This window comes from Pseudonocardia sp. EV170527-09, from assembly GCF_008369905.1.
Taxonomy (GTDB): Bacteria; Actinomycetota; Actinomycetes; order Mycobacteriales; family Pseudonocardiaceae; genus Pseudonocardia.
Genome location: NZ_VRMC01000029.1, coordinates 47318 through 63098, shown reverse-complemented (window position 1 = coordinate 63098; position 15781 = coordinate 47318). Strand labels below are relative to the sequence as shown.

Annotated in this window: 16 protein-coding genes; 8 read left to right on the top strand and 8 right to left on the bottom strand. The window is 74.4% G+C overall.

Going from position 1 to position 15781, the window contains the following annotated elements; genetic code table 11:
- Positions 1 to 174, bottom strand: a 174-nt coding sequence (locus tag FVA95_RS11690) for a leucine zipper domain-containing protein (protein ID WP_149662471.1), incomplete at its 3' end; no start/stop codon positions are given.
- Between the two features lie 204 nt (positions 175 to 378).
- On the opposite strand from FVA95_RS11690, the gene FVA95_RS11685 reads away from it, so the two are divergent.
- A complete protein-coding gene (locus FVA95_RS11685) occupies positions 379 to 1449 on the top strand; it encodes a D-alanine--D-alanine ligase family protein (RefSeq protein ID WP_149664228.1) in 1071 nt (356 codons plus the stop codon).
- On the opposite strand, the gene FVA95_RS11680 is transcribed toward FVA95_RS11685, so the two are convergent.
- Both FVA95_RS11680 and FVA95_RS11675 read right to left on the bottom strand, forming a co-directional pair.
- Positions 1450 to 1986: a DUF3515 domain-containing protein gene (locus FVA95_RS11680; RefSeq protein WP_149664227.1), complete on the bottom strand. Its 537-nt coding sequence runs from the start codon at positions 1984 to 1986 to the stop codon at positions 1450 to 1452.
- A 13-nt stretch (positions 1987 to 1999) separates the two neighbouring features.
- Complete coding sequence (locus FVA95_RS11675; protein ID WP_149664226.1) at positions 2000 to 2236, bottom strand: Lrp/AsnC family transcriptional regulator; 237 nt, start codon at positions 2234 to 2236, stop codon at positions 2000 to 2002.
- An 85-nt stretch (positions 2237 to 2321) separates the two neighbouring features.
- Between FVA95_RS11675 and FVA95_RS11670 the strand changes: the two genes are divergently transcribed.
- Complete coding sequence (locus FVA95_RS11670) at positions 2322 to 3323, top strand: thiamine-phosphate kinase (RefSeq protein WP_149664225.1); 1002 nt, start codon at positions 2322 to 2324, stop codon at positions 3321 to 3323.
- 81 nt (positions 3324 to 3404) lie between these two features.
- On the opposite strand, the gene FVA95_RS11665 is transcribed toward FVA95_RS11670, so the two are convergent.
- Positions 3405 to 3629 (bottom strand): hypothetical protein, encoded by a 225-nt coding sequence (locus FVA95_RS11665; RefSeq protein ID WP_149664224.1) that lies wholly within the window; start codon positions 3627 to 3629, stop codon positions 3405 to 3407.
- Between the two features lie 314 nt (positions 3630 to 3943).
- Between FVA95_RS11665 and FVA95_RS11660 the strand changes: the two genes are divergently transcribed.
- Positions 3944 to 4282 carry a hypothetical protein gene (locus FVA95_RS11660; protein WP_149664223.1) on the top strand — a complete coding sequence of 113 codons (339 nt, stop codon included), beginning with the start codon at positions 3944 to 3946 and terminating at the stop codon, positions 4280 to 4282.
- A gap of 10 nt (positions 4283 to 4292) precedes the next feature.
- Here FVA95_RS11660 and FVA95_RS11655 read toward each other — a convergent pair whose 3' ends face one another.
- The gene (locus FVA95_RS11655; protein WP_149664222.1) at positions 4293 to 5183 is read right to left on the bottom strand and encodes an LLM class flavin-dependent oxidoreductase; all 891 of its coding nucleotides are present in this window, start codon (positions 5181 to 5183) and stop codon (positions 4293 to 4295) included.
- A 98-nt stretch (positions 5184 to 5281) separates the two neighbouring features.
- On the opposite strand from FVA95_RS11655, the gene FVA95_RS11650 reads away from it, so the two are divergent.
- Positions 5282 to 6166, top strand: coding sequence for a LysR family transcriptional regulator (locus FVA95_RS11650; RefSeq protein ID WP_149664221.1), 885 nt, complete (start codon positions 5282 to 5284; stop codon positions 6164 to 6166).
- A gap of 24 nt (positions 6167 to 6190) precedes the next feature.
- On the opposite strand, the gene FVA95_RS11645 is transcribed toward FVA95_RS11650, so the two are convergent.
- Genes FVA95_RS11645 through FVA95_RS11635 form a run of 3 tightly spaced genes read right to left on the bottom strand, consistent with a single transcriptional unit; the run spans position 6191 to position 10243 of the window.
- A complete protein-coding gene (locus FVA95_RS11645) occupies positions 6191 to 7579 on the bottom strand; it encodes a (Fe-S)-binding protein (RefSeq protein ID WP_149664220.1) in 1389 nt (462 codons plus the stop codon).
- A 7-nt stretch (positions 7580 to 7586) separates the two neighbouring features.
- The gene (locus FVA95_RS11640) at positions 7587 to 8732 is read right to left on the bottom strand and encodes an FAD-binding oxidoreductase (protein ID WP_149664219.1); all 1146 of its coding nucleotides are present in this window, start codon (positions 8730 to 8732) and stop codon (positions 7587 to 7589) included.
- A gap of 56 nt (positions 8733 to 8788) precedes the next feature.
- Positions 8789 to 10243, bottom strand: a complete 1455-nt coding sequence (locus FVA95_RS11635; protein ID WP_149664218.1) for an FAD-binding oxidoreductase — start codon at positions 10241 to 10243, stop codon at positions 8789 to 8791.
- Positions 10244 to 10418: 175 nt separating this feature from the next.
- Between FVA95_RS11635 and FVA95_RS11630 the strand changes: the two genes are divergently transcribed.
- The 4 genes from FVA95_RS11630 (at position 10419) to FVA95_RS11615 (ending at position 15713) form a co-directional block, all read left to right on the top strand.
- The gene (locus FVA95_RS11630) at positions 10419 to 12569 is read left to right on the top strand and encodes a malate synthase G (RefSeq protein WP_149664217.1); all 2151 of its coding nucleotides are present in this window, start codon (positions 10419 to 10421) and stop codon (positions 12567 to 12569) included.
- 80 nt (positions 12570 to 12649) lie between these two features.
- Positions 12650 to 13837, top strand: coding sequence for an MFS transporter (locus FVA95_RS11625; RefSeq protein ID WP_205015826.1), 1188 nt, complete (start codon positions 12650 to 12652; stop codon positions 13835 to 13837).
- Positions 13838 to 13996: 159 nt separating this feature from the next.
- Positions 13997 to 15217, top strand: a complete 1221-nt coding sequence (locus tag FVA95_RS11620; protein WP_240051427.1) for a cytochrome P450 — start codon at positions 13997 to 13999, stop codon at positions 15215 to 15217.
- 61 nt (positions 15218 to 15278) lie between these two features.
- Positions 15279 to 15713, top strand: a complete 435-nt coding sequence (locus FVA95_RS11615; RefSeq protein WP_149664237.1) for a GNAT family N-acetyltransferase — start codon at positions 15279 to 15281, stop codon at positions 15711 to 15713.
- Positions 15714 to 15781 lie beyond the last annotated feature (68 nt).

Below are 15781 nucleotides of genomic sequence, written 5' to 3'. Positions count from 1 at the left end.
GTCGGCCATCCCCGCCGGCCCCTCGGCCCGGTAGCGGTCGGACCACTTCTTGGCGGTCCGCGCGGAGACCATGAACATTGTCGCGGCCGCGGTGTGGGTCCAGCCGTGCTCGACGACGAGTTGAGCGAGCCGCAGCCGGGCGCGCGGGGTCAGAGCGGCGTTAGCGTGGGACACGAAGGCCTCCGGTGGGTGAAGCGGTTCCTAGACAGCTCCACTTCACAACCGGAGGCCTTCGTCTGTCAGCCAGACTCACCGCCCCCGGACGGGACAACCTCCCTGGACATCACATCTAGGGCCGGGCCGCCGCCCTGCTGTGTCGAGGGCCGGGCCGCCGCCCGGCTGTGAGCCCCCGCGCAGCCGCCGCCTACCCTCGGCCCCATGAGTGCCGACCGGGTGAAGGTCGCCGTCGTCTTCGGCGGCCGCAGTTCCGAGCACGCGATCTCGTGCGTGTCCGCGGGCAGCGTGCTGACCCACCTCGACCCGGAGCGGTTCGAGGCCGTCCCGGTCGGGATCACCCCGGACGGCGCGTGGGTGGCCGGTCCGTCCGACCCCGCCCGTCTGGCGATCTCCGGCCGGGAGCTCCCCGAGGTCGACGGCGCGGCCGAGTCCCTGGTGCTGCCCGGCGAGCCGGGTCGCGGCCTGGTCCGCCTCGACGCGCGCGAGGCGCTGACCTCGGTCGACGTCGTCTTCCCGATCCTGCACGGCGCGTTCGGCGAGGACGGCACCATCCAGGGGCTGCTGGAGATGGCCGGCCTGCCCTACGTCGGCGCGGGCGTACTGGCCTCCGCGGTCGGCATGGACAAGGAGTTCGCGAAGAAGCTGCTCCGCGCCGAGGGGCTGGCCGTCGCCGACGGTGTCGTGCTCCGCCCCGGCACCGACATCGGGTTCGCCGACCGTGACCGGCTCGGGCTGCCGCTGTTCGTGAAGCCGGCCCGCGCCGGGTCCTCGATGGGGGTCACCCGGGTCACCGACCCGGCCGCGCTCGACGCGGCCGTCGCCGAGGCCCGCCGGCACGACCCGAAGGTGCTCGTCGAGGCGGCCGTGCCCGGCCGCGAGATCGAGTGCGCGGTGCTGGAGTTCCCCGACGGCAGCGTTCGCGCCAGCCTGCCCGCCGAGCTGCGCTACACCGGCGAGTTCTACGACTTCGAGTCCAAGTACCTCGACACCTCCGACCTGCAGATCCCCGCCAAGCTCGACGACGAGATCACCGAGTCGCTGCGCTGGAAGGCGATCACCGCGTTCCGCGCGCTCGACGTGCAGGGGCTGGCCCGGGTCGACTTCTTCGTCACCGACGACGGCGACATCACCGTCAACGAGGTCAACACGATGCCCGGTTTCACCCCGAGCTCGGCGTTCCCGAAGATGTGGGCGGTCACCGGCCTCGACTACTCCGAGCTGCTCAGCACCATGATCGACACCGCACTGGCCCGCGGGACCGGGCTGCGGTAGCTAGCGGACCCGCACCGGCTGCGGCGGAAGGGTGTCGACGACCGCGTCGGACACCGCCTGCAGCGGTCCCGGGCCGGTCTCGGTGGGTGCGGACAGCTCCAGGTACACCCCGCGGTCGACGACGGCGTAGGTCGTGGCGAGCGCACCCGGCGGCGTGTCCAGCGGCAGCCAGCTCACCCCGTTGACCACGATCAGCGGCGAGGTCGGCCCCAGCTGGGCGGGCCGCTCGGTGCCGCAGCGCAGCACCACCGGCTTGGGCTCGGCGACCCAGGCCCGCGCGCCGGGGACCGGCGGGTCGATCTCGCGCGGTGCGAGGTCGCCGGTGTCACCGGGGAGCCCGGTGGGCAGCGCCCGCAGCACCGCCTCGCATGACGGCGACGACGCCTGCGGTGCGATCCGTGTCGGCAGTTCCAGGGGACCGGTGTCCGGCCCCGTCGTCAGGCGGGCCCAGACCGCGAGCCCCGCCACGACGACGGCGAGCAGCAGGGGCAGCGCGAGTGCCACCACGACCGGTGGTGACACGCGTGCCCCTGCCACGTCTGTCCCCGTCTCAGCTCAGCTTGACCACGGGGCAGGTGAGCGTCCGGGTGATCCTGTTGACGTTCTGCACCCGGGCCACGACCAGCCGGTCGAGCTCGTCGACGTCGTCCGCCTCGGCGCGCACGATCACGTCGTACGGGCCGGTGACGTCCTCGGCCGAGACGACGCCCGGCAGACCCCCGATCTCGGAGGCGACCGAGGCGGCCTTGCCGACCTCGGTCTGGACGAGGATGTATGCCTGCACCACGGCGTGCCCCTTTCCGGTAACTGCCGACCTGCCGGATGGTTGACGGCAGGAATGTCGGACGCAGAACCTACCGGAGGCCGCCCCCGTGTCCCCATCCGCGATCACGCCCGAGGGCGGTTCCGAGACCGGTGTCTCACTCCGGGAGGTCGGTGAGTTCGCACTGATCGACCGGGTCACCACGGACCGTGTCCAACCGGCTACGACGGAGCTCGGTCCCGGTGACGACTCGGCCGTCGTCACCGCGGCCGACGGGCGGGTCGTCGCCTGCACCGACGTGCTCGTCGAGGGTGTGCACTTCCGGCTCGACTGGTCGAGCCCCGAGCAGGTCGGACGCAAGGCCGCGGCCGCGAACCTCGCCGACATCGCCGCGATGGGGGCGGTGCCCACGTCGCTGCTGGTGGGACTGGCGTGCCCCTCGTCGACGCCCGCGGCGCAGCTCGAGCAGCTGGCCGACGGGCTGTGGGCCGAGGCCCGCTCGACCGGGGCCGGGCTCGTCGGGGGCGACCTGACCTCGGCGCCGGTGATCGTCGTCTCGGTGACGGCACTGGGGGACCTGCAGGGCCGCTCGCCGGTGCTGCGCTCCGGCGCGCGGCCGGGTGACCGGGTGGCGGTGTGCGGGCGGCTGGGCTGGTCCGCGGCCGGGCTGGCGGTGCTCGGTCGTGGGTTCCGTTCCCCGGCGGCGCTGGTCGACGCGCACCGGGTCCCGGAACCGCCCTACTCCGCGGGTCCGCAGGCCGCCGACGCCGGCGCCACGTCCATGATCGACGTCTCGGACGGCCTGCTGGCCGACCTCGCGCACGTCGCGCGCGCCTCGAAGGTGACGCTGCGGCTGCGGTCCCGGGCGTTCACGGTGCCCCTGCGGCTGGCCGAGATCGCGTCCGCGCTGGGCCTGGACCCGCTGCGCTGGGTCCTGACCGGCGGTGAGGACCACGCGCTCGCGGCGACCTTCCCCGGCGACGCGCCGTTGCCCGAGGGCTGGACCGAGGTCGGGGCCGTCGGGACACCGGATGCCGAGGGCCCCGGGGTCACCGTCGACGGCCGCCCCTACGACGGCGACGCCGGCTGGTCCCACTTCACCCGCTACTGACCACGGCCACCGACCGCGGCACGCGCACACGACGACGGCCCGGCCCCTCGGTGAGGGACCGGGCCGCCGGAAGATCGGGGCTCAGGCGCCGCGGCGCCAGAACAGCAGCGCCCGGCGCAGCCGGTTGCGCAGGCTGGGGTGACCGGGGACCGACCGCTGCGGGGCCGGGAACTGCCGGAACTCCGCGGGCGGCGGGATCAGGTGGGCCGCCGGGAGGGTCGGCGGGTCCATCGCGACCAGGGTCTGCGGGAAGTGGCGCGCATCGGGCGACGGGGTCTTCTCGGGGTGCACGGTCGTCTCCTCCACGACCGGTCCATCGCTCGCGGTGGCTCGATCGTTACCGACCAACTGCTGCATCTCCGGCCTCCTCACGGTCTCGGGCGGGGTACATCGCCGGGTCCCGTACCCGCCGGGGCCGGGGTCCCTCCGCGCGTGCCGCATCCGTGACGGGCCACCGCGGGGCCCCGGAGGGGAGCGCGGGGCGGCGGTGCCTGCCCACCCAGGGTACCGACGTGACGTGTGCCGGAGACGTGTGCGGTGGCTCACCAGGCGGGCCGTCGGGCACCCGGGTGCTCGCTACGGTGAATGCCGAGCAGGCGGGACGAGTGGACGGAGCGGGCGTGTCGGGGCTGGTGGCGGTGGTGGCGTGGGCCGCCCTGGTGGGATGGATCGCCGCCGGCGTACTGCTCGTGCTGGCCCACCGGCGGCTGGAACGGCTGGAGCGGGAGCACACCGCTCGCAAGTGGGACATCGTCGCGCTGCGTGCGGAGCTGCGGGCGCTGCACCGGCCACCGGACGACGGCTCCCGACCTGCCGGTGGCTCCCGCCCGGTCGGCGGCGACACCGGGTCCCCGGTCCCCGCCGGCGGAGCGCCCGGACGTACCCGGACGGCCGGCGCCACGGCATGGCGCCGGTCGCACCGGCGCCCGGAGGGCCGCACCCGGCGGGGCCCCTCCTGAACGGGCGTCGTCAGGCGGTGACCCGCGACGACGACAGGGTCACCGCCACGTCGAGCGCCGACCGGCCCTCGGGGTTCAGGTCGAGCACCACGAGGTCGGTCGCACCCGCCTCACCGAACCGGGCGAGCTCCTGCGCCAGGTGCTCCTCCGATCCGGCCACCACCGTCTCCTCCGGCCCGCGGAGCCCGCTGCGGTCCAGCAGCGCCCGGTAGCTGGGCAGCGTCCCGACGGCGGCGAAGTCCTGCGCGACCGACTCCAGCATCCGGTCGGGGTCGGTGGTCACGCCCACCACCACCGAGACCACGACCCGAGCGGTGTCCGGGAGCGCGGGCCGCAGGTGGTCCCGCACGAACTCCGGACGGACCCAGGTCACGACGGTGCCGTCGGTCAGCTCCCCGGCGATCTCCAGCATCCGGGGGCCGAGGGCCGACAGCAGCACCCGCGGCGGCGACACCGGCCGCGGCAACGTGAGCTGTGTGTCGACGTCGAGGAACCGGCCCCGGTGGGTCACCCGCTCCCCGTGCAGCAGCGGGATCAGCACCTCCAGGTACTCCCGCGTCCGGGCGGCAGGCGCGTCGAACGGCAGCCCGAGCTCACCGGTGAGGTAGGGGGCGTGGCCCGGGCCCACCCCGAGCGTCAGCCGGCCGTCGAGGGCCGCCTGCGTGGTCAGCGCCTGGGTGGCGAGCGCGACGGGATGCCGGGGACCGGTCAGGGTGACCGCGGTGCCGAGTTCGGCGGGCCCGGTACCCGGCTCCGCCGCGGCGAGCAGGGTCAACGGGTCCCAGCCGCCGGGCATCTGGTTGGCCCAGACCGCGTCGAGGCCCCTGCGGCCCGCGTCGAGCACGGTGTCCCGGACGGCGGCAGGGCCGTCGGGGGTGAGGTTCAGGGTTCCGATCCGCATGGTCACCAGTGCAGCCGCGCCGCGCCCGGGGAACCAGACCGGAACAACCCGCACAGCGATCGGCGTTCGTGATCGACAGAGGCCGGGGAGGGTGCGGGATGGAACTGCGCGGGTTGCGCTACTTCGTGACGGTGGCCGAGGAGCTGCACTTCGGCCGGGCCGCCGAGCGGCTGCACATCGTGCAGCCCGCGGTGAGCCAACAGGTGGCCCGGCTCGAACGCGAGCTCGGGACCCGGCTGCTGGACCGGTCCTCGCGCCACGTCCGGCTCACCCCCGCCGGGCACCGGGTGCTGGCCGCGGCCCGGGAGGCCCTGGCGGCGGCGGAGCGGGTGCGTGCGGTCGTGGACGCGCCGGCGACCCGGATCCGCGTCGGCACCGCGCCCGGGCTCACCGGTCGTCTGGAGCTGGCGCTGCGCCGGCTGCAGGAGTGCACCCCGGATCTCGAGGTCCAGCTGTTCGACCTGCCGGTGCCCGAACGGCTGTCGGCGGTGGCCGACGGCCTCCTGGACCTCGCGGTGGCCCGGGGGGAGCCGTCGGGACCCGGCCTGGTGGTGCACCCGGCGTGGAGCGAGCAGCTGCACGCGGTCGTGTCCGACCGGCACCCGCTGGTGCGCCGGTCCTCGGTGCGGCTGTCGGCGCTGGCCGCGGCCGGGCCGTTCCGGCCGCCGTGCCGGGACACCGACCCGCCCTGGCACGACGCCCTCGCCCGGACGGTCGCCCCGTCCGGGGCCCGGATGGGCCGGCCGGTCGGGGTGGGCGAGGCCGTCGTCGCGGAGATGGGGGCCGATCCCACCGGGTGGACGCTGCTGCCCGCCGGGCGGGCAGCGGCGTCCGGGGCGTCGCGGGTGCGCGAGATCCCGCTCGACCCTCCGGTGACGGTCACCGGGTCGGTGGTCGCGCCGTCGTCGACGACCGCGGGCTGCCTCGCCGCGGTCGTCGACGCGTTCCGCGACGCCGACCTCACCGATCAGGCGTCGGCCTGACGGGGCACCGGGCCCGGCGCCGCATCAGCGCCGGGGGACGGCCGCCCCGCGGATGCTCGCGTCGAGCAGCTGCACCGGGTGCAGCAGCGGGACGTCGGCGACGTCCTCGCTCGGCAGGTACTTCCCGATCTGCAGCAGGCAGCCCGGGTTGGCGGTCACCACGACGTCGGGCTTCGCCTCCCGGATCCTCTCCGCCTTCCGCACGCCCAGGTCGGCCGCCGCGTCCGGCTTGACCATGTTGTAGATGCCGGCCGAGCCGCAGCACAGCGACGCCTCGGCGATGTCGACCAGCTCCAGCTCCGGGATGGTCCGCAGCACCTCGCGGGGCTGGCTGCGCACACCCTGGGCGTGCCCGAGGTGGCAGGCGTCGTGGTAGGCGACCCGGCCGGGGACCGGGGTGCGCGGGGCGCGGGGGCCGCCGTCGTCGTCGCGGGAGTACAGGTCGGCGAGGACCTCGTGCACGTCGCGGCAGCGCGCCGAGAAGGCGGCGGCGCGGTCCTTCCACTCCGGGTCGTCGGCGAGCAGGTGGCCGTAGTCCTTCATCGACGAGCCGCAGCCCGCGACGTTGGTGACGACCGCGTCGACGTCGAGGGTCTCGAAGCGGGCGATGGTGCGCCGGGCCCGGTCCAGGGCGGACTCCTCGCGCCCGGCGTGCACCTCCAGCGCGCCGCAGCACTGCTGGTCGCGGGGGACGAGCACGTCGCAGCCCTCGGCGGAGAGCACCCGCACGGTGGCCTCGTTGACCCGGTGGAAGAACACGTCCTGCACACACCCGGTGAGCAGCGCGACCCGGGCCCGGCGGGTGCCGACGGCCGGGGTGTGCACCGGGAGCCGCGCGAAGGCCTCGCGCACCGAGACCGGCGGCAGCAGCGACTCCATCGCCGCGAGCTGCCCGGGCAGCTTCTCGGCGAGCCTGCGGATCGCGGGCACCTTGCGCAGCTGCTGGTAGAGCGCGCCGGGCAGGGCGGCGGCGCGCAGCCGTCGCTTGTAGGGGAACAGGGAGAAGATCGCGTCGCGGAACAGCCTGTCCGACGCGCTGCGGGGCACGTTGCGCTCGATCTGCGGGCGCACCGACTCCAGGAGCTTGTCGTACTGCACCCCGGACGGGCAGGCGGTCACGCACGCCATGCAGCCCAGACAGTTGTCGATGTGCTCGGTGAACGGGCCGTCGAGGGTGATGTCGCCCTTCTCGGCCAGGTCCATCAACAGGATCCGGCCGCGCGGGGAGTCCATCTCCTCGCCCCACAGCACGTAGGTGGGGCAGGTCGGCAGGCAGAAGCCGCAGTGCACGCAGTCGTCGAGCAGCTCGCGCTGCGGCGGGTGGACCGGGTCGAACGCGCTCGGCCCCTGCTGCGGGATCTTGGTCTCGGCCGCTCCGGCGGGGGTGCCTGCGGGCTCGTGGGTGCTCGTCATGCGTGCCTCACATCCAGGGGGCGAAGCGACCGGCGGCGAACCGGGCCTCGGGGTCGAGCTGGTTCTTGATCGCCTTCAGCAGCGCGAGCGCGGACGGCGCGGGGCCCCACGCCGGGGCGTCCAGCGCCTCGGGGCGGTCGCGCAGCATGCTCGTGCCGCCGACCGCGGCGACGGCGTCGTGCACCTCCGTCACGGCGGCCCCCGGCACGGTGACGGTCGCGACGCCGGTCGCGAGCCCGGCCGTGACGGCGGTGGCGGGAAGCTGCTCCACCAGCGGCGCCAGCCGGGCCGGGGCGCACCCGATCCGGACGACGGCGCCGCCGCGGGCGGGCCCGTCGGCGTCGCCGCCGGCATGCGGGCCGTCGGTCAGCGACGCGTGGGCGTCCCACGCGTCCGGACCCACCTCCCGGGCGTCGGCCCCGAGGAGCTCGCGCAGCCGCTCCACCCGCGCCGGCAGGGTCCCGGCCCCACCCTCCAGCCGGACCAGCAGACGTCCCGGGTCACCGGAGACCCACTCGACGGCGATCGGCTCCAGCGGGCTGGCCATCAGCTCCAGCACCCGCGACGCGGCGTCGGCCACCGGGCCGTCGACGGCCACGCAGGCCACCGCCTTCGGGACCGGGTGCAGCCGCAGGACGACCTCGACCACCGGGCCGAAGGTGCCGTGGGAGCCGTGCAGGAGCTTGGCCATGTCGTAGCCGGCGACGTTCTTGATGACGTGCCCACCGGAGCGGACCATCGTGCCGTCCGCGAGTACCGAGGTGGTGCCGATGACCAGGTCCCGCAGACCGCCCCAGACCAGGGCGGACGGGCCGGCGTCGGCGGTGGCGAGCAGCCCGCCGACGGTGGCGCCGCGGGCGACCCGGGCGGCGTCGAAGGCGAGGCGCTGGCCGTGCTCGGCCAGCTGCTCCTGCAGCGCACGGACCGGGGTCCCGGCGTGCACCGAGACGGTCATGTCGCCGGGGTTGTGGTGGATCACCCCGGACAGCCCGGAGAGGTCGAGCGTCGCGGCGACGTCGTCGTCCGCGCGCCCTGCCCAGCCGGCGGCGGTGCCGGCGCCGGTGATCGCGAGACGGCCGGGGGTGTCCAGGACGGCGTCCCGGACCTCCTTGGCCGAGGTGGGGCGCAGCGTGGTGGGAGCGGCGCGTGTCATGTCGTCGGGCCCTTCCGGGTCTCGTACGGGTCGGTCGGACAGGTCGGCCGGAGGGGTCACAGCCGTTCGATCAGGCCCGCCTCCTCCAGCGGGTGCGGGCGGTAGCGCCCCGGCTTCTCGCCGCACAGCCGCGGGGTCGGCAGGAGCTTGCCGGGGTTGCAGATGTGGTCGGGGTCGAAGCCGTCGCGGATGCGGCGCATGACGGCCAGGTCGTCCTCGCCGAACATCCGCGGCATCGAACAGGCCTTGTCGGTGCCGATGCCGTGCTCGCCCGACAGCGACCCGCCCATCTCGACGCACAGCTCCGCGATCCGCGCCGACAGGTGCTCGGCCTCGTCGGTCTGGCCCTCGGCGGCGGAGAACAGGACCAGCGGGTGCAGGTTGCCGTCGCCCGCGTGGAAGACGTTCGCGACGCGCAGCCCGGCCTCGGCGCCCATCTCGTCGATCCGTTCGAGGATCTCGGCGAGCCGGGTCCGGGGGACCACGCCGTCCTGGACGATGTAGTCCGGCGAGATCCGGCCGACCGCGGCGAACGCCGCCTTGCGGCCGCGCCAGATGTTCGCCCGCTCCTCCGGCGATCCCGCGATGTGCAGCCGGGTGCAGCCGTGCCGGTCGCAGATCTCCTTGACCAGCGCGAACTGCTCCTCGCACTCCTCGACGGTGCCGTCGAGCTCGACGACGAGCGCGGCCGGGGTGTCGAGCGAGTAGCCGGCACCGGTGGCGCCCTCGGCGGCCTCGATCGCCAGCGCGTCCATCATCTCGACCGCGGCAGGGACGATCCCGGCCGCCACGATGTCGGAGACCACCTGGCCCCCCGCCGACACGGACGGGAAGTCCGCCAGCAGCGTGCGCATGACCTCGGGGGTGCGCAGCAGCCGCACGGTCACCTTCGTGACGATCCCGAGGGTGCCCTCCGACCCCAGGAACACCCCGCGCAGGTCGGGCCCGGACTGCTCCATCGAGTCCGACCCCAGGGTGACGACCTCGCCGTCGGGGAGCACGACCTCCATCGACAGCACGTGGTTGGTGGTGAAGCCGTACTTCAGGCAGTGCGCGCCGCCGGAGTTCTCCGCGACGTTGCCGCCGATCGTGCACACCTGCTGGCTCGACGGGTCCGGCGCGTAGTAGAGCCCGTGGGGCGACGCGGCCGCGGTGATCTCCAGGTTGGTGACGCCGGGCTCCAGCACCGCGCGCCGGTTCTCCGGGTCGACCTCGAGCACCCGGTTGAGCCGGTTCAGCCCGATGACGACGCCCTCGGCCACCGGCAGCGCGCCGCCGGACAGGCCGGTACCGGCGCCGCGGGCGACGAACGGGATCCGGTGCCGGGCGCAGATCCGTACACAACCGGCGACGTCGTCGGCGGTGCGGGGCAGCAGGACCAGCTCGGGGACGACCCGGCTGCCGGTCAGGCCGTCGCACTCGTAGGTCCGGGTCCGGACGGGGTCGTCGAGCACGTCCGCGGCACCCAGGAGGGCGACGAACTCGTCGTGGATCGAGCGGGCCAGAGGCATCGCTGGACTCCCTTGCTGCGCGTGGCGGGGCTCACGGGAGGGTACGTCGACACGGTGACGCCACGCCTGTTCGACGTCACGGACAGGGTCCGCGTCACTTCCGTGATGCGGAAAAGATAATCCACTGGTAGAAATGCGACCAGTTCCGACATCCACACGGAGAGGGTGGTCACAGATGGCCGACACCGCCGGCCTGCAGGTCGACGAGCACCTGAGGTCCTTCGTCGAGGGCGAGCTCCTGTCCGACGTCGACCTCACGGCGGACGACTTCTGGGCGACCCTCGCGCGGCTCCAGGAACGCTTCGCTCCGAAGATCGCCGACGCACTGGCCCGTCGCGACGAGATCCAGGCACGTATCGACGAGTGGCACCGCGAGCACGGCACCGGCTCGGTCGAGGACTACGAGAAGTTCCTCACCGACCTCGGCTACCTGCTCCCGGAACGGTCCCCGACGATCGACGTCGACCGGGTCGACCCGGAGATCGCCGAGATCCCCGGCCCGCAGCTGGTCGTGCCCTCCACCGTGCCCCGCTACGCGCTCAACGCCGCCAACGCGCGCTGGGGCTCGCTGTTCGACGCCTTCTACGGCACCGACGCACTGCCGCGGGACCACGAACTCGCCCCCGGCTACGACGAGCGCCGCGGCGCCCAGGTCGTCACCGCCGCCGACCAGCTGCTCGACGAGCTGTTCCCGCTCGCGAAGGGCAGCCACGCCGACGCCACCGCCTACCGGCCGTCGACCGACGGGCTCGTCGTCGACACCGCCGCGAACGGCGCGGTCGGGCTCGCCGACCCCGCGCAGTTCGCCGGCTTCCGCCCGGTCGACGGCGACGGCCGCGGCGCCGTCCTGCTGACCCGCAACGGGCTGCACCTGGAGATCACGATCGACCCGACCACCCAGGTCGGCACCCAGCACCACGCCGACGTCGCCGACGTCGTGCTCGAGTCCGCGGTCACCACGATCGTCGACCTCGAGGACTCGGTCGCGACCGTCGACGGCGAGGACAAGGCGCTGGCCTACCGCACCTGGCTCGGACTGCTGCGCGGTGACCTGACCGCCGAGTTCCGCAAGGGCGGGAAGACCGTCACCCGGCGGGTCAACCCGGACCGCGAGTACACCGCGGCCGACGGTTCCGCCCTGACCCTGCCCGGACGGTCGCTCATGCTGGTCCGCAACTGCGGCCACCACATGACCACGAACGCCGTGCGCACCGCCGACGGCAGCGAGATCGCCGAGGGCGTCCTCGACGCGCTGGTCTCGGCCGTCTCCGGGCTCTACGACCTCCACGGCAAGGGCCCGCACACCAACTCCCGCGCGGGCAGCGTCTACATCGTCAAGCCCAAGCAGCACGGGCCCGAGGAGGTCGCGCTCACCGTCGAGCTGTTCGGCGCCGTCGAGGAGGCCCTCGGACTGCAGCCGAACACCCTCAAGATCGGCATCATGGACGAGGAGAAGCGGACCTCGGTCAACCTCTCCGCCTGCATCGCCGAGGCCGCGAACCGGGTCATCTTCGTCAACACCGGCTTCCTCGACCGGACCGGCGACGAGATCCACACCTGCTTCGCCGCGGGCCCGGTCCTGCGCAAGGGCGACATGAAGTCGACCACCTGGCTGAAGACCTACGAGGACCGCAACGTCGACGTCGCGCTCGCCGCCGGGTTCGCGCACACCGCGCAGGTCGGCAAGGGCATGTGGGCCAAGCCCGCCGCGATGGCCGAGATGATCGAGCAGAAGATCGGCCACCCGAAGGCCGGTGCGAACTGCGCCTGGGTGCCCTCGCCGACCGCCGCGACCCTGCACGCGCTGCACTACCTGCGCGTCGACGTGCACCGGGTCCAGGACGAGATCGCCTCCCGCCCCACCGCCGACCGTCGCGCGCTGCTCGAGGTGCCGGTCACCGACGCGTCGTCGCTGTCGGCCGAGGACGTGACCCACGAGCTGGAGACCAACGCCCAGTCGATCCTCGGCTACGTGGTGCGCTGGGTCGGCATGGGCATCGGCTGCTCCACCGTGCCGGACCTGGAGGGCGTCGGGCTGATGGAGGACCGCGCCACCCTGCGGATCTCCGCCCAGCTGGTCGCGAACTGGCTCCAGCACGGCGTCGTCGACGAGGCGGTCGTGCGCGACACCTTCGCCCGGATGGCCGCCGTCGTCGACGAGCAGAACGCCGGCGAGGACGGCTACCCCGCGATGGCCAAGGACCTGGAGTCCAGCGAGTCGTTCCAGGCCGCGCTGGAGCTGGTGTTCAGCGGCGCGACCGAGCCGAACGGCTACACCGAGCGGACGCTCACCCGCTGGCGTCAGCGGGCCAAGTCCGCGGCCTGAGGCCGCATCACCACCGTCGACGACGACGCCCCCGGGACGGGTTCCCGGGGGCGTCGTCGTGATCAGGGAGGACGAGGATCGTGAAGCCGTGGATGCGGCCCGCGCTGGTGCTGTTCGGCGTCGGCTACGGCGCCAACCAGTTCAGCCCGCTGATGGTCATGTACCGCGAGCAGGGCCACTACTCGGCGACCGTGGTCGCCGCGTTCTTCGGCGTCTACGTGCTCGGTCTCGCCCCGGGGCTGCTCCTCGGCGGGCCGGCGTCGGACCGCTGGGGGCGGCGCCGGGTGCTGCTGCCCGCCACGGCCGCCTCGATCCCGGCCAGCGCCGTCATCGCGCTGGGGGCCTTCTCCGAGCCCCTCCTCTACATCGGACGGCTGCTGTTCGGCCTGTGCATCGGCGTCGCGATGGCGGTGGCGACGACCTGGGTCAAGGAGCTGTCCGGCGAGGGCGAGGGTGCGCGGCGGGCCGCACTCGCACTCACCGCGGGATTCGGCCTCGGCCCGCTGGTCGGCGGGCTGCTCGCGCAGTTCGCGCCGCTGCCGATGGAGCTGCCCTACCTGGTGCACATCGTGCTCATGGTCCCCGTCACCTGGTGGCTCGTGGCCGCCCCGGAGACGGTCGAGCCGGGCCGCTCCCGGTCCTGGCTGCGCGACCTGCGGGTGCCCGCCGCCGCGCACCCGCGCTTCCGGTGGCTGGTGCTGCCCGCCGCGCCGTGGGTGTTCGGCGCCGCCGCGCTGTCGTTCGCGGTGCAGCCGACCGCGCTCGGCGACGCCCTCGGCGGCTACGGGCTGCTCGACGCGACCCTGCTCACCGCCGTCACCCTGGGCTGCGGGTTCCTCGCCCAGTCCGCCGCCCGCGCCGTCGACGCCCGCTCGCCGCTGGCCGCCACCCGGATCGGGCTCGCGCTCGTCGTCGCCGGGACGGTGGTGGCCGCGTTCGGCGCCGCCGGGCGCAGCGTCCCGGTGGCGTTCGTCGCGGCCGCGCTGCTCGGTGCCGGCTACGGGTTCGTGCTGCTGTCCGGGCTGCAGGAGGTCCAGCGGATCGCCGCGCCGGAGCACCTGGCCGGGCTCACCGCGGTGTTCTACTCGCTGACCTACCTCGGGTTCCTGCTGCCGATGTTGCTCTCGGCCCTGACCGGGGTCGCGGGGTACCCGGTGCTGCTGCTCGTCGTCGCCGGGGTGCAGGCGCTCTGCCTGGTCCTGGTGTGGGTCGGAGCGCACCGGGTGGCGGAACCGGTCCCCGCTGCTGATCCGCTCGACGCGCGCTGATCCGCTCCGCGCGCGCTGATCCGCTCGGCGCGCGCGTCCGGACGCGCGCGGGCGACGGATCACCGCGCGCGGAGCGGATCATGCTGCCGGCCGCGGATCCACCTGATGTCCACCTCCGGGCGGAGGCGGGTGCCGGCCCGCGCTCGTAGCGTCGGGCGGGTGACCACCACCACGGATTCCGACGCCACGGACCTGCCGCGCCTGCCGTTCCCGCGCCACGACGTCCTCGACCTCCCGCCGCAGTTCGACCACCTGCGGGACCGGTCCCCGATCACCCCGGTCCGGACCCCGGCCGGCGATGTCGCGTGGCTGGTCACCGGCTACGACGAGGCCCGTGCCCTGTTCGCCGACGACCGACTCGGCCGCAGCCATCCCGCGCCGGAGCGAGCCGCGCGCATCTCCGACTCGATGATCTTCGGTGGGCCCAGCGGCGACTCACCGGAGACCGAGCGGAGCAACCACACCGCCATGCGCAAGCTGCTCGCGCCCGCGTTCTCGGCGCGGCGGATGCGCAGGCTGTCCGATCACGTCGCCGAGCTGGTGCACGGCCGGCTCGACGTCGTCGAGGCCGCCGGGCCCGGCTGCGACCTGCACGAGCTGTTCTCCTTCCCGCTGCCGGTGCTGGTCATCTGCGAGCTGCTCGGCGTCCCCTTCGACGACCGCGAGGAGTTCCGTCGCTGGTCCGGCGAGCTCGGGCTGCTCCACGACCGGCCCCGCGCCGAGGCCGCGGCGCAGGCGTTGTTCGCCTACGTCCGCGGCCTGATCGACCGCAAGGACGACGAGCCGGGGGAGGACGTGCTCTCCGACTTCGCCGCGCTCGGCTCGGCGCCGGAGCAGCGCGACCGGCTCGCCGCGCTCGGCGCCGGCCTGCTGTTCGCCGGGCACGAGACGACGGTCGGGCGGATCGACACCGGCGCCGTCCTGCTGCTGGACCGGCCGGGGGAGTGGGCGGCGCTCGCCGCGGACCCGGAGCGGGCCGCGGGCGCGGTCGAGGAGGTCCTGCGGCTGGCCGTGCCCGGCGGGGGCAACGGCGGCATCCCGCGCTACGCCCACGCCGACATCGACATCGCCGGGGTGCACATCCGTACGGGCGACGCGATCCTGCTCGCGCTCGGTGCCGCGAACCGGGATCCGCGCCACTTCGACGGCGCCGAGGACATCGACGTCACCCGGAAGCCGACGCACCTCGCGTTCGGGCACGGGCCGTACTTCTGCGTGGGCGCGAGCCTGGCCCGGGTCGAGCTGACCGAGGTGTTCCGGGCGCTGCCCGCCCGGTTCCCGTCGCTGCGCCTGGCCGTGCCCCGCTCCGAGCTGGAGCTGCGCACGGACGTGCTCACCGGGGGGCTGCGCGCGCTGCCGGTCACCTGGGACCGATCATGAGGGTGTGGGGGAGCTCGAACTGAGGGTGTCGGGGATCGACCATCCGGACGTCACGCCGCTGATGCGGCGGCTGCAGGCGTTCTACGGCGAGGTCTACGGCGACGGTGACGTCACGCCCGTCGTCCCGGCCGACTTCCGCGCCCCGTCCGGGTTGTTCCTCGTCGGCTACGAGGACGGCGTCCCCGTCGCCACCGGGGCGTGGCGCGCCGTGGACGCCAACCCGGCCGACCCCGCGCGCCGCGACGGCGACGCCGAGCTGAAGCGGATGTACGTCGAGCCCGCCGCCCGCGGTCGGGGACACGCCCGGACGGTGCTCGTCGCGCTGGAGCGCGCGGCGGCCGCCGCCGGGCGTCGTCGGATGATCCTCGAGACGGGTGACCCCCAGTCCGCTGCGATCGCGCTGTACGAGAGCAGCGGATACCGTCGGACCAGCAGGTTCGGCGTGTACCGGAACGACCCCCGCTCCCGGTGCTTCGCCAAACCGCTGCCGGGGTGAGCCTCGGTACGGTCACGGGCGAAACGTCCGGTTGCGTCGATAGGATGACCTCGGCGTCGTCGCCGCGT

What these genes read in the sequence shown, in the direction of transcription:
- FVA95_RS11685 (WP_149664228.1), top strand. Translation starts at nt 379, where the DNA reads ATGAGTGCCGACCGGGTGAAGGTCGCCGTCGTCTTCGGCGGCCGCAGT.
- FVA95_RS11655 (WP_149664222.1), bottom strand. Translation starts at nt 5,183, where the DNA reads ATGCGGATCGGAACCCTGAACCTCACCCCCGACGGCCCTGCCGCCGTC.
- FVA95_RS11650 (WP_149664221.1), top strand. Translation starts at nt 5,282, where the DNA reads ATGGAACTGCGCGGGTTGCGCTACTTCGTGACGGTGGCCGAGGAGCTG.
- FVA95_RS11645 (WP_149664220.1), bottom strand. Translation starts at nt 7,579, where the DNA reads ATGACGAGCACCCACGAGCCCGCAGGCACCCCCGCCGGAGCGGCCGAG.
- FVA95_RS11640 (WP_149664219.1), bottom strand. Translation starts at nt 8,732, where the DNA reads ATGACACGCGCCGCTCCCACCACGCTGCGCCCCACCTCGGCCAAGGAG.
- FVA95_RS11635 (WP_149664218.1), bottom strand. Translation starts at nt 10,243, where the DNA reads ATGCCTCTGGCCCGCTCGATCCACGACGAGTTCGTCGCCCTCCTGGGT.
- FVA95_RS11630 (WP_149664217.1), top strand. Translation starts at nt 10,419, where the DNA reads ATGGCCGACACCGCCGGCCTGCAGGTCGACGAGCACCTGAGGTCCTTC.
- FVA95_RS11615 (WP_149664237.1), top strand. Translation starts at nt 15,279, where the DNA reads ATGCGGCGGCTGCAGGCGTTCTACGGCGAGGTCTACGGCGACGGTGAC.